The following is a 14,407-nucleotide window of genomic DNA, read 5'->3' as shown; positions in this document are numbered from 1 at the left end:
TTTTACTGCTTGTGAGGATTGGTGTGACTGATCGTGTTGGTCTTAACCACGATGCGGCGACGTGCAGGAGCCCAATCCAACGCGCCGATGCGCACCAGATAGACCAAGCCCGCCAGGAGCACCAAAATGAAAATTGCGGCTTCCGCAAAGCCGACCCAGCCGCTTTCGCGGATTGAGGTCGCCCATGCGTATAAAAAGAGGGCTTCGACGTCGAAGATCACAAAGAACATCGCGACCAGATAAAACTTCGCCGACAGGCGGATATGGGTATCACCTACGGATTCGATGCCAGATTCGAACGGCGTATCTTTATGACGGGCGCGTGCTCTGCCGCCTAACAGCCATCCTCCGGTCAACATGAAAGCACAAAGGCCAAACGCGATGACGATAAATACGATAAATGCCCAATGATGAGCGATGATTTCGGTGGTTGTTGACATACTCTTTGCTTACTCATCAAAAGTGGCGCTGGCATCCTGCACGGGTTCTGGCAGCAAACTCACCACATCGATTCAAGGGAAGGATGAAAAACCTTATAAACTTTACTGTTATTATCAAATAAACAGCAATTTTATGTGGTTTTTTACTCCTTTCTATAACCTTTGTCAACTTTGACAAAAGTATCCAAACATTATTTTACACCTGCATCATATTATTAACATATGATGCCCTCCATGCCAGCTAAATCGCTTCAGTCTGTAAGGTTAATTTTAGTGTAGCGGGTATTTACATGCATGGATCGTGCATTTAACAAACATATTTTGACAGGAAAGAGGTAATTTTCCTTCCCCTTATCAGGGGTATTTTCTTGATCCAGAACACAGTTCTGCCCTTTTCGCACTAAAATTCAACAATCCGCGCGCAAATTTGAAACAGTGGTTCTGATTTTTTGACAAAAAAATTCCAACTACAAGGCGCTGTGAAATTAATTTTGTCAGATGATTACAGAAAGGAGATTAAAGGCAGGATAACGTTAAAATTTGCGGTAGATTAAATGCAAAAAAAAGCCTTTTACCTCAAACAGAAGATAAAAGGCTTGTTTATTGGCTTTTTAACAATTGCAGAAAGAATTTCAAACCGGTCAGGCAGTGAGTTTATTCTTCATCATCCAGCAGCAACGTACCGTCTGGATTCGCACTAAGATTGTAAGGATCGTTAGTGGATTGCATGGCATTGAAGATGGCCAGTGCCAGTTCATTCTCGCTGTCAGGATTACGGCACAGCAGATACTGGGTATCAGGCAATACGGGTAATCCCTCTGCTGCACCCATAACACGCAGTTCAGGACTCATCATTTCTACCGGTCGGGCTGTTACACCCAGGCCCGCCTTAACAGCAGCACGTACCGCCGCCAGCGTCGAAGCCACATAAGAGATGCGCCACGGAATGCCTGCTTCGTTCAGATGATCGATAGCCATATCGCGGTACGGGCTTGGTTCATCAAGCAGAACCAAAGGAATCGCTTCTCCACGCTGGAAAATGTAATCAGCAGCGCAATACCACAGTGTTGGGGAGGTACGCAGAACCTGATAGGTGAAATTGCCGGGACTGGATGTGGTAACAACTAAATCTACCTCACCCTGGTTCAGCATTTCCATCATGAAAGGATTACGTTTTACCCGAACATCAATTGCCAGTTTTGGATAAACCGAGGTTACGCGATTTAATAAAAACGGCAGGATGGTGTCCGATGTGTCATCAGATGCGCCAATTGTCAGCACACCCTGAATATTGCTGTACATCAGCGAGGTACAGGCTTCGTCGTTGAAGCGTAGAATTTTTCTGGCGTAACCTAACAGCTGGATACCGTGTTCGGTTAAGAGTTTATTACGTCCATGTCTGGCAAACAGCTCTTTACCTACCAGTTGCTCCAGACGTTGCATCTGCTGGCTTACTGCTGACTGCGTGCGGCAAACCGCTGCAGCCGCCGCCGCAAAGGTATTTAAATCCGCAACGGCAACAAAGGTTCTCAGCAGATCGAGGTCGAGATTCAGTATCGGACGATTTGCATTAGTCATGTTTTTTCTTCACTTATTAGATTTTTACGAACTACTACCCTGGTGTTATTACACATCTTATCAAGGTGATAAGCGGTAATGGTGCTTAATGGAAGCCCTGTGTGAAGACCGCCATAAAAATTGTCGAACAGATGTAGACGAACGCTAAACCGCAAAAAAGGGTAAAGCAGCGTCGCATAGACAGATACAACTTCTGAACTGAAGGCGCGGGGTGCGCAAAGGCAGTAAGCTGCGTAGTTGTCTAAATTCCCAGCAAAAAATAGGCTGCGGAACAAAATAAGGACTTCGCATTTTCATGATGCACTGCGAGTGAATGCCTCAAATAATAAATTATACTTAATCATTTTTGACTTCAAAATGGAAATGATTTTGTGAAAAACGCTGTAAATTTTGTCTCAAACCCCTTTCTGGCCCATCCTGCCACATCGTTAATGGCTTTTAAAACCCCTCGTTTTTGAAAATGGGTAGGCGAAGCGGTAAGATATGCCTGAAATACTCTTTATGTGCCCCAACCTGGCCCTGGTACTTGCGAAATTTCTGGCCTGTTTTTGTCTGTTACAAGTAATCAGAATCAGGTGCATTAGCATTGCTGATATCGCTATTCACAACGCGCGAGCATAAAACAATCATATGTAAAATATTGTTTAACTATTTCTCATGGCGCCTATTTCAGACGCGGATTTTAGAAACTAAAAAAAGTGAATAATTGTCCGCTCACGCATTGGATGACGGGGTTTACACGGCACTTTAGCCCAGCTAGCTATAAATAACGAAATAAAAGCCATACTTAGATTCTTTAACCAGAAATTGACAATATAGATAACTTTTTATCCATAGCGTTGCGGAAAAAATGTTGAACGCGCCAAAAGGCATGCACACCCTTCTTTTGTTTGCATCAGGAGAGTACATTGTGCAGGTTTGATTTCTGCGGCAGGTAAAAGGATTCTGCCCACAAAGGCGGTAACAATGACTTTTCAAATTGATAAATCCGGTAAGCTGGATAATGTCTGTTATGACATCCGTGGTCCGGTACTAAAAGAGGCCCGACGCCTCGAAGAAGAAGGTAATAAAGTCCTTAAGCTGAATATTGGCAATCCTGCACCCTTTGGCTTCGAGGCACCCGATGAGATTCTTGTTGATGTCATCCGTAATCTGCCCAGCGCGCAAGGTTATTGTGACTCCAAAGGACTCTATTCGGCGCGTAAAGCCATCATGCAGCATTATCAGGCGCGTGATATGCGAGACGTTACCGTTGAGGATATCTATATTGGTAACGGCGTTTCTGAACTGATTGTTCAGGCAATGCAGGCTTTGCTCAATAGCGGCGATGAGATGCTGGTTCCTGCGCCAGATTATCCATTATGGACGGCAGCAGTGTCGCTATCGAGCGGCAAAGCGGTTCATTACCTGTGCGACGAATCATCAGACTGGTTTCCGGATCTGGATGATATCCGTAGCAAAATAACGCCTCGTACGCGCGGTATCGTTATCATCAACCCGAACAATCCAACCGGTGCGGTGTACAGCAAAGAACTGCTGCTGGATATTGTCGACATTGCGCGTCAGCATAACCTGATTATTTTCGCCGATGAGATCTATGACAAGATCCTTTACGACGATGCTCAACATCATTCGATCGCGGCGCTGGCACCCGACCTGTTAACCGTAACGTTCAACGGCTTGTCCAAAACCTACCGTGTGGCTGGATTCCGTCAGGGCTGGATGGTGTTAAACGGTCCAAAGAAACATGCGAAAGGCTATATCGAAGGCCTGGAGATGCTGGCATCCATGCGTTTATGTGCCAACGTTCCGGCGCAGCATGCCATACAAACGGCGTTGGGCGGTTATCAAAGTATCAGTGAGTTTATTGTGCCTGGCGGGCGGTTATATGAGCAACGCCAGCGTGCCTGGGAACTGATCAACGATATTCCTGGCGTAACCTGCGTTAAGCCACAGGGCGCGCTGTATATGTTTCCGCGTATCGACGCCAAAAAATTCAACATTTTTGACGATCAAAAAATGGTACTGGATTTCCTGTTGCAGGAGAAAGTGCTGTTAGTGCAGGGCACCGCCTTTAACTGGCCATGGCCGGATCATCTTCGCATCGTTACGCTACCGCGCGTTGACGATCTTGAAATGGCGATCAATAAATTTGGCCGCTTCCTGCAAGGCTATCGTCAGTAATCACGCTTGCGTATACTGAATGTATCTTGGGAGAGCGCGTCTCTCCCCTGCCTGCAAACAGGAACGCGCATGACTCAAAGCCATTTTTTCGCCCATCTCTCTCGTCTTAAACTCATCAATCGCTGGCCATTGATGCGCAACGTGCGCACTGAAAACGTTTCAGAGCATAGCTTGCAGGTAGCGATGGTGGCACACGCATTAGCGGTGATTAAAAACAAAAAATTCAACGGCAATCTCAATGCCGATCGCATTGCGATGCTGGCGCTGTATCACGATGCCAGCGAAGTGCTGACCGGTGATTTACCCACGCCGGTGAAGTATTACAATGCGCAAATCGCCCATGAGTACAAAAAAATTGAAAAAATTGCCCAGCAAAAGCTGATTGAGATGCTGCCAGCTGAATTTCAGGATGTTTATCGTCCGCTAATCGATGAGCATCTGCATAGTGAAGATGAACAGGCCGTAGTGAAACAGGCTGATGCGCTGTGTGCTTATGTGAAATGTCTTGAAGAGCTATCCGCCGGTAACAACGAATTCTTGCTGGCGAAAGCGCGCCTGGAGAAAACCTTAGCGCAGCGCCGTTCGCCAGAGATGGATTATTTTGTTGAGGTATTTATTCCCAGCTTCAGCCTGTCGCTGGATGAAATCTCGCAAGACTCGCCGCTGTAAGCGCGGCGGCGCTTCATTACGATTGCAAGCAAAGCGTAAACTGCCCGTTCGCCTGTCGGGTAATCACTAAGGGTTCCAGCGATTGCAGCTGAAACATCACGTCACTTATGCGTGGTGTTTCAGCAGGCGCGTTTACAGCAATTACGGCACAACCTGCGTTTAATCCAGAAAGGATCCCGGCTGGTGCATCTTCCACCACGACACACGATGCAGGTACGAAACCGAGCTTTTCAGCACCCAGTAAATAAGCGTCCGGTTCCGGCTTGCCATTGCGCACCTGCTCAGCCGTGATAAACACCGCCGGCTGCGGCAGTCCCGCCGCTTTGTGACGCGCATGCGCAACAGGCACCGAGCCGGATGTCACAATCGCCCAGGGAATATTTAATTCATTAAGCGTGGAGAGTAACGCTTTCGCGCCCGGCAGCGCCTGCACGCCATCCGTGTCTTCCACTTCTGCCTTTTCCAGCGCGGTAAATTCAGCCTGAATGGTCTTTTCAGATGCATCAGGCAAAAAATGGCGCAGTGACGTAATCGCCTGTTTGCCATGAATGAAATTCAGGATTTCATCCGCAGCGATGTTATGACGCGCCCCCCAGTTGCTCCAGGCGCGCTCTACCGCCGGTAACGAATCAACTAATGTGCCATCGAGATCAAACAGAAAACCGCTATACGTCACGCGTTACTCCTTATCAGGCGTTAATTACTTGCGCAATTTCGTTCGCGCTTAAATGGTATTGACGCGGGCAAGTCTGCCACAAAGCCAGCATCCGTTGATACTTTTCCCACATCGGTGTTTGTGCATTGAAACCATGGTTACCGGAATCAAACTGGGTATAGCGCCCTTCTGTATTCACTATAAAACGCACGTAGCCAAGATAATGCGCCTCGGTTGCCGCATCGAATCCGAGAAAAGCTAAACGGCGCTCTTCAAGCGGGCCTTTTTCTTTGAGGTTCGACCAGGAGACATGCAGCGCATGGTGCATCTCCATGATGTCAATGACGGTGCGACAGGTTGCTTCAGAAAGCTCACTAAAATCTTTGTCCAGTTCACGCAGCTGCAAGCCGTAACCGCGTTCGATGATGGTTTGATAACGGCTAAATCGCTCAGCATTTTCGGGCTCAAGCATCGCCATAATTTTATATTGATTGGCCAGAATCAAGCGTTGTGCATGGGTCATTTCCATCATTTACTCCCGGCCAGCAAGGCCGCTCAAGTTTTATACGATAGTGAAATGATTGCACAGGGTGAGCGATGCGGGTATGTCCGCATCGCTTTTCTTTGATTTAACCCCAGGTTACTGACGAATTGTTACTGCCGCAGCCCGGAGAATTGATCAAAGGTCATCGAGAAAAGTACGGTCCAGCTGTTTAAAGGCGCGCTTGAGGACATCAGCCAGCGACTGATAAGTCGGCTTGCCTTCAACTGGCGCAATCGCCTGCCCTGCTTCTTCAAGTTTTGCGCGCACTTCATGGAACCAGTGCAATAAGGTGGGCGGAAGCGGCGTAATGGAACGCTTTCCTAACCACCACAACCCCTGCATCGGCAAGCTACAGGCAAACAGCGCAGTCGCCACGGCTGGGCCAAGCTGTCCACCCAGCGCGATTTGCCAGGTCAGCGTGAACACCGCTAACGGTGGCATAAAACGAATAGCGAACCGGGTCACCGTCGATACCCGGTTTTCAGGAAAGATGGGTGCCAGGCGTTTGTCACTTGGCCAGGTTTTCATATAGTGCTGTCCGCGTTGAAAAATACGGAACCAGCCGGTATTGCCAGATTCATTCGCCATGGCGGACCTCAACTAATACAGCAATCATTAAAAAATATTTATAACTACACAACTTTACGTGACATCCTTCAATTTTTTTGTCTTTAGAAGTGACTCCAGCTATTCTGACGCCGTTTCAACACCCTTTTGGAAGCGGAAACCACCTCCGGGAAGATGTCCGAGCCATATTTAGACAAATAGATTTCAAATTTTTGCGTAAAATTACCGGAAATTTTTGCGATGCGTCATTAATTTGGTGCACGCATGATGTTTATCATTAATCTACCAGCTTTCATGGGCTACGCTGATAGTCTGATTGCGTTTTTTTAGCCACTCTTAACAAATAGGTACTTCCATGTCGAGTAAGTTAGTACTGGTTCTGAATTGCGGCAGTTCTTCCCTTAAGTTTGCCATCCTGAACCCCGCCAATGGCGATGAGTTCCTGTCTGGTCTGGCTGAATGTTTCCACCTTCCTGAAGCGCGTATCAAGTGGAAACTTGATGGGCAGAAACAAGAAGCAGCCTTGGGTGCTGGTGCCGCACATAGCGAAGCACTCAACTTCATTGTTAAAACCATTCTGGCACAAAAACCAGAACTTTCGGCACAAATCGCTGCAATCGGCCATCGTATCGTTCATGGCGGTGAAAAACTCACTCAATCAGTCGTTATCAGCGAAGAGGTCATCCAGGGTATTAAAGACGCCTCTTCTTTCGCTCCGCTGCACAATCCAGCGCACCTGATTGGTATTGATGAGGCGATGAAAAACTTCCCGCATCTGTCTGATAAGAATGTCGCGGTATTCGACACGGCTTTCCATCAGACAATGCCTGAAGAGTCCTATCTTTATGCACTGCCGTACAAGCTTTACAAAGAACATGGCGTTCGTCGCTATGGCGCCCACGGCACCAGCCACTTCTATGTCACCCATGAAGCCGCAAAAATGCTGAACAAGCCGCTGAGCGAGCTGAACATCATTACCTGCCATTTAGGTAACGGAGGCTCAGTATCGGCAATTCGCAATGGCGAATGCGTGGATACCTCAATGGGATTAACGCCGCTGGAAGGTCTGGTAATGGGCACGCGAAGCGGTGACATCGATCCGGCAATCGTCTTTTTCCTGCACGATGCGCTTGGAATGAGCGTAGATGCTATCAATAAGCTGCTGACCAAAGAATCGGGACTGCTGGGCCTGACTGAAGTCACCAGCGATTGCCGCTATGTTGAAGACAATTATGCCACCAAAGAAGACGCTAAACGTGCAATGGATGTATTCTGTCACCGCCTGGCGAAATATATCGGCAGTTATACCGCACTGATGGAAGGCCGTCTTGATGCAGTGGTCTTTACGGGCGGTATCGGTGAAAATGCGGCGATGGTTCGCGAACTTGCGCTGAAAAAACTGGGGCTGCTTGGATTTGAAGTGGATCACGAACGCAATCTGACGGCGCGCTTTGGCAAGTCTGGCTACATCAATAAAGAAGGCACGCGCCCGGCACTGGTAATCCCAACCAATGAAGAATGGGTCATCGCTCAGGACGCGGCGCGCCTGACTGCTTAACTCTTTTCTCCGTCAGCTCAGGCTGACGGCGTTGTTTTGACACCCTGCAACACCTGAGAGGTTCAACCGTGTCACGTACAATCATGCTCATTCCGACCGGTACCAGCGTCGGCCTGACCAGCGTCAGCCTTGGCGTTATTCGCGCGATGGAACGCAAAGGCGTTCGTCTCAGCGTATTCAAACCTATTGCACAACCGCGTACCGGTGGCGATAAACCGGACCAGACCACCACCATCATTCGTAAAAACTCCTCTATTCCTGCGGCTGAACCGTTGCAGATGTCGCGGGTTGAATCGCTGCTCGGATCAAACCAGCAAGACGTCTTAATGGAAGAGATTATTGCGCGCTATCATGCTAATACGCAGGATGCTGAAGTGGTGTTAGTCGAAGGGTTAGTGCCGACCCGTAAGCACCAGTTCGCTACCGCATTGAACTATGAAATTGCCAAAACCTTAAATGCGGAAATCGTGTTTGTTATGTCGCTGGGCAATGACTCTCCGGCGCAGCTTAAAGAGCGCATTGAGTTAACGCAAAGCAGCTTCGGCGGCAAGAAAAACAAAAACATCACGGGCGTTATTATCAACAAGCTTAATGCGCCGGTAGATGAGCAGGGTCGCACGCGCCCGGATCTTTCCGAAATCTTTGATGACTCCTCTAAAGCCAGCATTGCCAATATCGATCCCGATCAGCTGTTTGCTGACAGCCCGCTGCCGGTGCTGGGTTGTGTGCCGTGGAGCTTTGATTTAATCGCTACGCGCGCTATCGATATGTGCCGCCACTTAAATGCACGCGTCATCAACGAGGGTGAGATTCAAACGCGCCGCGTTAAGTCTGTTACCTTCTGTGCCCGCAGTCTGCCGCACATGCTGGAGCATTTCCGCCCCGGTTCATTGCTGGTTACTTCAGCCGACCGCCCGGATGTGCTGGTTGCCGCCTGCCTGGCAGCGATGAATGGCGTTGAAATTGGTGCCATTCTGTTAACCGGTAACTATGAAATTGATCCGCGTATCGCCAAACTCTGCGAGCGGGCTTTCCAGACTGGCCTGCCGGTCTTTATGGTAAAAACCAACACCTGGCAAACCTCCCTGAGCCTGCAAAGCTTCAATCTTGAAGTGCCAGCGGATGATACTCAGCGTATTGAAAAAGTGCAGGAATACGTTGCCAGCTACATCAATGCTGAGTGGGTTGAGTCACTTACGGCAACCTCTGAACGCAGCCGCCGCTTGTCGCCACCAGCGTTCCGTTATCAACTGACTGAACTGGCGCGCAAAGCGGGCAAACGCATCGTGCTGCCAGAGGGTGACGAGCCACGTACGGTTAAAGCAGCTGCAATCTGTGCCGATCGTGGCATTGCGACCTGTGTGCTGCTGGGAAATCCAGATGAGATCCAACGAGTCGCCGCTGCGCAAGGCGTTGAATTAGGCACCGGCATTGAGATCGTCGACCCGGTTGTTGTGCGTGAAAACTACGTTCCACGTCTGGTTGAGCTGCGTAAGAGCAAAGGCATGACGGAAGTCGTGGCGCAGGAACAGCTGGAAGACAATGTGGTGCTCGGTACTATGATGCTGGAAAGCGGTGAGGTTGACGGCTTAGTCTCTGGTGCGGTTCACACCACGGCTAACACCATTCGCCCACCATTGCAGCTGATCAAAACAGCCCCGAACAGCTCACTGGTTTCGTCCGTATTCTTTATGCTGCTGCCAGAGCAGGTTCTGGTTTATGGTGACTGTGCGATCAACCCGGACCCGACTTCTGAACAACTGGCTGAGATCGCTATTCAGTCTGCTGACTCTGCTAAAGCGTTTGGTATTGATCCGCGCGTGGCGATGATCTCCTACTCAACCGGGACGTCTGGTGCCGGTAGCGACGTGGAAAAAGTGCGTGAAGCGACCCGCATTGCGCAAGAGAAACGTCCTGACCTGGTGATTGATGGCCCGCTGCAATATGACGCAGCCATCATGGAAGATGTGGCTAAATCGAAAGCGCCAAACTCAGCAGTTGCGGGGCGTGCAACAGTGTTTATCTTCCCGGATCTGAACACCGGTAACACCACTTACAAAGCGGTACAGCGTTCAGCCGATCTGATCTCTATCGGCCCAATGCTGCAAGGTATGCGCAAGCCGGTCAACGATCTCTCTCGCGGCGCACTGGTTGATGACATCGTCTATACCATCGCCTTGACTGCTATTCAGTCGAAACAGGCTGAAGGCTAACTACTCTCAGCGACAACAAAAGCACGCAGCGATGCGTGCTTTTTTTACCTCTTTTCCTCTCCTCCCTGGCAAGAATCAGATGCAGCCCCGTATTGCACAGCCTGGTGCTGGACTTCTCGTCGCATAAAAAGCTAAAAATAGAACAGGCGAGTTTCCTGATGGCAACCGGTTTGAAAAAGCATGAGGTGGAGATATGAGCAACAGTGAAGTGCAGGCACGTCGTCTCAATGCCACACCGCGCGGCGTAGGCGTAATGTGTGATTTTTATGCGGTAAAGGCCGAAAATGCCACGCTGTGGGATCATCAAGGCCGGGAATACACCGATTTCAGTGCCGGAATTGCCGTATTAAACACCGGGCACCGTCACCCAAAAGTGATCGCCGCGATAAAAGATCAGCTCGATTGTTTTACCCACACCGCCTTTCAGATTGTCCCTTATGAAAATTACATCGCGCTGGCAGAAAAGCTCAATCAACATGTGCCCGTTGCCGGTCGCGCAAAAACAACTTTTTTCACAACGGGTGCCGAAGCCGTTGAGAACGCCATCAAAATTGCACGAGCGGCCACCGGCCGTCCCGGCGTGATCGCCTTTACTGGCGCGTTTCACGGTCGCACCCACATGACCCTGTCGCTGACCGGCAAAGTGACGCCGTATAAAACCGGCTTTGGTCCGTTTGCGGGTTCCGTCTTCCATGCGCACTATCCGAACGCGCTGCACGGCTGTCGCCTTGAAGACGTGCTGGAGAGCCTGCAGGCAATCTTTCGCAGCGATATCAGCCCACAACAGGTTGCGGCCATTATCTACGAACCCATTCAGGGCGAAGGCGGTTTTAATGTGGCACCTGCGGAATTTGTGAACGCCTTGCGTCAGCTGTGCGATCAACATGGCATTTTACTGATTGCTGATGAAATCCAGTGCGGCTTTGCCCGTACCGGCAAGCTGTTCGCCAGTGAATATTATCCCGATGTTCAGCCCGATTTAATTACGATGGCAAAAAGCCTGGCAGGCGGTATGCCGCTGTCAGCGGTATCGGGACGTGCTGAAGTGATGGATGCCCCTTTGCCTGGTGGATTAGGCGGCACCTATGCTGGCAGCCCGCCAGCCATTGCTGCCGCGCTGGCGGTGCTTGAGGTGATTGAAGATGAGAATCTTTGCGCGCGCGCAAATCAGCTTGGTGACCAGTTAGTTGAAACACTTAAAAGCGCGGGTTGCAGAGCACTGGCAGAGGTGCGCGGTCGTGGCTCAATGATCGCCGCTGAATTTCACGATGCCAGCGGCAAACCTTGTGCTGCAACCGCTAAAGCAATCCAAAACGAGGCGCTGGCCCAGGGCCTGATACTGCTTACCTGCGGGGTGCATAACAATGTGATTCGCTTCCTTTACCCGCTGACTATCCCTGATGCGCAGTTCCATACAGCCTTGACGCGCCTGGCTGCTATTCTGGCCGAACACTGATTCACCGAAATAGCCTTACACTCACCTTAGAGGGCGATCGGGCGAAGCTGCCTCGATCCGATCGCTCTCTCTGGCAATACATTCAACCTTACTTTTCGCCGTTACGGCTTAACCACAACGATAGCGCCTTCAACGAATCGTCTGTGAACTCATCGCAACGCGCGGTAATTTCATCCGGCGTCATCCACAATACTTCATCGACTTCTTCTTCCTGCATGGCAAACGGGCCGTGAGAAACACAGCTGAATAAACCGCCCCAAACGCGGCAGTGTTGATCTTCAAAGTAGAATTTACCGTGCTCAGCGAAAGGAACATCAGCAATGCCCAGTTCTTCTTCCGCTTCGCGTCGTGCTGATTCCAGCAGATCTTCACCGCTCTGTACCACGCCACCCGCTGTAGCATCCAGTTTACCCGGCATGAAATCTTTAATTTCAGTGCGGCGTTGTACCAAAATCTTGCCCATGCCATCGTGTACTACGATGTAGGTAGCGCGGTGACGCAGACATTGTGCACGCATTTGCGCACGGGTTGCCTGTGCTACGACTTCATTCTCTTCGCTAACGATATCGACCCACTCAACGTCGCTACCCATTTGATCCACCATCCGTACCCACCTGTTTAGACGTGCCCTGTAGCACGCACTGATTGCCAACGCTTTATCATAGTGTGGCGTAAGGTAATCACTTCCGTTAGCTTGAGCAAGCCACAAAAATTATCGATTTTTGCCACTTTCCGCCAACCACAGCTGTACCGAAGCCCGCTGCCACTGAAATTCAGCGTAATGCTGAAGTTGCACCGGCAAGTTGTCGCCGTGTAACACGAGTCGGTTAAGCATCACCGCTAAATCGGTGTCGGCAATCGACCATTCGCCAAACAAATTCTGCTGCCCTTCAAGCAACAGGCGTTGTACTGCGGCCACTAACTTGTCCACAGACTGCTGCGCGGTTGGGGTTAAAGGCGGAAAACGCTCACCTGCAAACAGGACTTCCGTCGGACGCTCCTGCCGAATCCACATGAAGTCGCTGCGTAACCATGCCTGCATTTCACGGGCCCGGGCGCGTTTCTCCCGATCGCGTGGATAGAGGCGTTCAAATTCCGGCGCAGGGAACCGCTCTTCAAGATATTCGGTGATAGCGGAGGATTCGCTGAGGAAAAGTTATCAACCTGTAGCGTGGGTACGCGGCAGGTTAAAGAGAGCTCACGATATTCCGCAGCAAGTTGCTGATTGCGTGACAGGTCAATGCGTTTGAGACTAAAAGGGATGCCTTTTTCCGTGAGCGCAACGTAAACCGACATGACGTAAGGGCTAAAAAATGATGAATCAGACCATAGGGTGATGGACGGATAATTCATCTGCTACCTCAATTAGCTATCAGGGTTGCATCATGTTTACCGATTTTTATTTACGAAGGCAACGCCTGGCTGGTCCGATGTTTGCTCTCAGGCGTGAAACATCGAAGCGGCTCACGCCACACTTGCCTCGCTCTTCTATGCTGAATAAAGCGGAAAACAAAAAAACGATACATCCCCGATAATTCGCGCTGCAGAAAAATGAGACATTGTCCCTGCCTGTGGCTTGAAGTATGACGGGTAATAAGGAGTCGCAACATGCATATCTTAATTACGGGTGGGACAGGATTGATTGGTCGTCACCTGATCCCTCGTCTGCAACAGATTGGTCATCACATCAGCGTTGTCACCCGTGATGTTGTTGGCGCACGTGACAAGCTGGGTGAAGGTATCGCATTTTGGTCCGGACTGGCGCAACAGCAGAATCTGGATGGCGTTGATGCGGTGATTAACCTGGCTGGCGAACCCATCGCCGATAAGCGGTGGACTGAAATTCACAAGCAACAGCTATGCGAAAGTCGCTGGCAAATCACCGAGCGTATCGCCTCACTGATTAACGCCAGCCTCTCGCCACCAAAGGTGTTAATTTCTGGCTCGGCAACGGGTTTTTATGGTAATACGGGTGAACTGGTACTGACAGAAGATGATCCGGGGCATGATGAGTTTACCCATACGTTGTGCTCACGCTGGGAACAACTGGCGCTCAGCGCCCAAAGCGAGCGGACACGTGTCTGTTTGCTGCGTACCGGCGTGGTCCTCGCAAAAGAGGGCGGCGCGCTCAGCAAAATGAAACTGCCCTTCAGGCTAGGCATTGGTGGGCCGATCGGCAGTGGAAAACAATATTTGCCGTGGATCCACATTGACGACATGGTGAACGCTATTCTGTGGCTGCTGGACAACGAGGATCTGCGCGGTCCGTTCAACATGGTGGCGCCTTATGCGGTGCGCAACGAACAGTTTGCCGCCACGCTGGGCCATGTAATGCATCGTCCGGCCTTTATGCGTACACCTGCCAGTGCCATCAAACTGATGATGGGCGAATCGTCGGTGTTAGTGCTGGGCGGGCAGCATGTGCTGCCAAAACGGCTGGAAGCCTCAGGATTTGGCTTTCGCTATTATGATTTACAGGAAGCGTTGCAGGATGTGGTAAAAACCTGAGACACCCTGGCAAAATATCCCGCGCCGCAACGACG

Annotated in this window: 12 protein-coding genes and 1 pseudogene; 6 read left to right on the top strand and 7 right to left on the bottom strand. The window is 50.2% G+C overall.

The genetic code is table 11. From position 1 onward, the window contains the following. Positions 1–2 precede the first annotated feature (2 nt). The gene (locus O3W44_RS18290) at positions 3–440 is read right to left on the bottom strand and encodes an NADH-quinone oxidoreductase subunit A (RefSeq protein ID WP_269294165.1); all 438 of its coding nucleotides are present in this window, start codon (positions 438–440) and stop codon (positions 3–5) included. Between the two features lie 654 nt (positions 441–1,094). Further along, entirely contained in the window at positions 1,095–2,018 is a 924-nt protein-coding gene (lrhA, locus tag O3W44_RS18285; protein WP_269294164.1) for a transcriptional regulator LrhA, read from the bottom strand. Between the two features lie 966 nt (positions 2,019–2,984). Between lrhA and O3W44_RS18280 the strand changes: the two genes are divergently transcribed. Then, the gene (locus O3W44_RS18280; protein ID WP_269294163.1) at positions 2,985–4,202 is read left to right on the top strand and encodes a pyridoxal phosphate-dependent aminotransferase; all 1,218 of its coding nucleotides are present in this window, start codon (positions 2,985–2,987) and stop codon (positions 4,200–4,202) included. A gap of 69 nt (positions 4,203–4,271) precedes the next feature. Next, a complete protein-coding gene (gene yfbR / locus O3W44_RS18275) occupies positions 4,272–4,871 on the top strand; it encodes a 5'-deoxynucleotidase (protein WP_269294162.1) in 600 nt (199 codons plus the stop codon). Positions 4,872–4,887: 16 nt separating this feature from the next. On the opposite strand, the gene O3W44_RS18270 is transcribed toward yfbR, so the two are convergent. From O3W44_RS18270 to yfbV, 3 genes are all read right to left on the bottom strand, one after another. Further along, on the bottom strand, positions 4,888–5,547 hold the full coding sequence (locus O3W44_RS18270; protein ID WP_269294161.1) for a sugar phosphatase: 660 nt from the start codon (positions 5,545–5,547) through the stop codon (positions 4,888–4,890). Positions 5,548–5,560: 13 nt separating this feature from the next. Then, positions 5,561–6,055, bottom strand: coding sequence for a YfbU family protein (locus O3W44_RS18265; protein WP_269294484.1), 495 nt, complete (start codon positions 6,053–6,055; stop codon positions 5,561–5,563). Positions 6,056–6,205: 150 nt separating this feature from the next. Then, positions 6,206–6,658, bottom strand: coding sequence for a terminus macrodomain insulation protein YfbV (gene yfbV / locus O3W44_RS18260; protein ID WP_269294160.1), 453 nt, complete (start codon positions 6,656–6,658; stop codon positions 6,206–6,208). Between the two features lie 334 nt (positions 6,659–6,992). Between yfbV and ackA the strand changes: the two genes are divergently transcribed. The 3 genes from ackA to O3W44_RS18245 all read left to right on the top strand — a co-directional run bounded on the left by ackA (position 6,993) and on the right by O3W44_RS18245 (position 11,864). Further along, the gene (gene ackA / locus O3W44_RS18255; RefSeq protein WP_269294159.1) at positions 6,993–8,195 is read left to right on the top strand and encodes an acetate kinase; all 1,203 of its coding nucleotides are present in this window, start codon (positions 6,993–6,995) and stop codon (positions 8,193–8,195) included. Positions 8,196–8,263: 68 nt separating this feature from the next. Then, the gene (gene pta, locus O3W44_RS18250) at positions 8,264–10,408 is read left to right on the top strand and encodes a phosphate acetyltransferase (RefSeq protein WP_269294158.1); all 2,145 of its coding nucleotides are present in this window, start codon (positions 8,264–8,266) and stop codon (positions 10,406–10,408) included. Positions 10,409–10,601: 193 nt separating this feature from the next. Beyond that, positions 10,602–11,864 carry a 4-aminobutyrate--2-oxoglutarate transaminase gene (locus O3W44_RS18245; RefSeq protein ID WP_269294157.1) on the top strand — a complete coding sequence of 421 codons (1,263 nt, stop codon included), beginning with the start codon at positions 10,602–10,604 and terminating at the stop codon, positions 11,862–11,864. Between the two features lie 88 nt (positions 11,865–11,952). On the opposite strand, the gene yfcD is transcribed toward O3W44_RS18245, so the two are convergent. Both yfcD and yfcF read right to left on the bottom strand, forming a co-directional pair. Beyond that, positions 11,953–12,468 (bottom strand): NUDIX hydrolase YfcD, encoded by a 516-nt coding sequence (yfcD, locus tag O3W44_RS18240; protein WP_269294156.1) that lies wholly within the window; start codon positions 12,466–12,468, stop codon positions 11,953–11,955. 108 nt (positions 12,469–12,576) lie between these two features. Further along, a pseudogene (gene yfcF / locus O3W44_RS18235) lies at positions 12,577–13,217 on the bottom strand (glutathione transferase). A gap of 255 nt (positions 13,218–13,472) precedes the next feature. Between yfcF and O3W44_RS18230 the strand changes: the two are divergent. Further along, positions 13,473–14,372 (top strand): TIGR01777 family oxidoreductase, encoded by a 900-nt coding sequence (locus O3W44_RS18230; protein WP_269294155.1) that lies wholly within the window; start codon positions 13,473–13,475, stop codon positions 14,370–14,372. The last annotated feature ends 35 nt before the right edge of the window (positions 14,373–14,407 follow it).

Source organism: Pantoea sp. LMR881, from assembly GCF_027157825.1.
Classification (GTDB): domain Bacteria; phylum Pseudomonadota; class Gammaproteobacteria; order Enterobacterales; family Enterobacteriaceae; genus Pantoea; species Pantoea haifensis.
Note: the sequence above shows the minus strand (reverse complement) of the source record. Positions and strands in the feature narration are given on the sequence as shown.

Bases quoted from the DNA above. Each gene is read 5' to 3' on its own strand.
- O3W44_RS18290 (WP_269294165.1), bottom strand. From the start codon at position 440: ATGTCAACAACCACCGAAATCATCGCTCATCATTGGGCATTTATCGTA.
- lrhA (WP_269294164.1), bottom strand. From the start codon at position 2,018: ATGACTAATGCAAATCGTCCGATACTGAATCTCGACCTCGATCTGCTG.
- O3W44_RS18280 (WP_269294163.1), top strand. From the start codon at position 2,985: ATGACTTTTCAAATTGATAAATCCGGTAAGCTGGATAATGTCTGTTAT.
- yfbR (WP_269294162.1), top strand. From the start codon at position 4,272: ATGACTCAAAGCCATTTTTTCGCCCATCTCTCTCGTCTTAAACTCATC.
- O3W44_RS18265 (WP_269294484.1), bottom strand. From the start codon at position 6,055: ATGGAAATGACCCATGCACAACGCTTGATTCTGGCCAATCAATATAAA.
- yfbV (WP_269294160.1), bottom strand. From the start codon at position 6,658: ATGGCGAATGAATCTGGCAATACCGGCTGGTTCCGTATTTTTCAACGC.
- ackA (WP_269294159.1), top strand. From the start codon at position 6,993: ATGTCGAGTAAGTTAGTACTGGTTCTGAATTGCGGCAGTTCTTCCCTT.
- O3W44_RS18245 (WP_269294157.1), top strand. From the start codon at position 10,602: ATGAGCAACAGTGAAGTGCAGGCACGTCGTCTCAATGCCACACCGCGC.
- yfcD (WP_269294156.1), bottom strand. From the start codon at position 12,468: ATGGTGGATCAAATGGGTAGCGACGTTGAGTGGGTCGATATCGTTAGC.
- O3W44_RS18230 (WP_269294155.1), top strand. From the start codon at position 13,473: ATGCATATCTTAATTACGGGTGGGACAGGATTGATTGGTCGTCACCTG.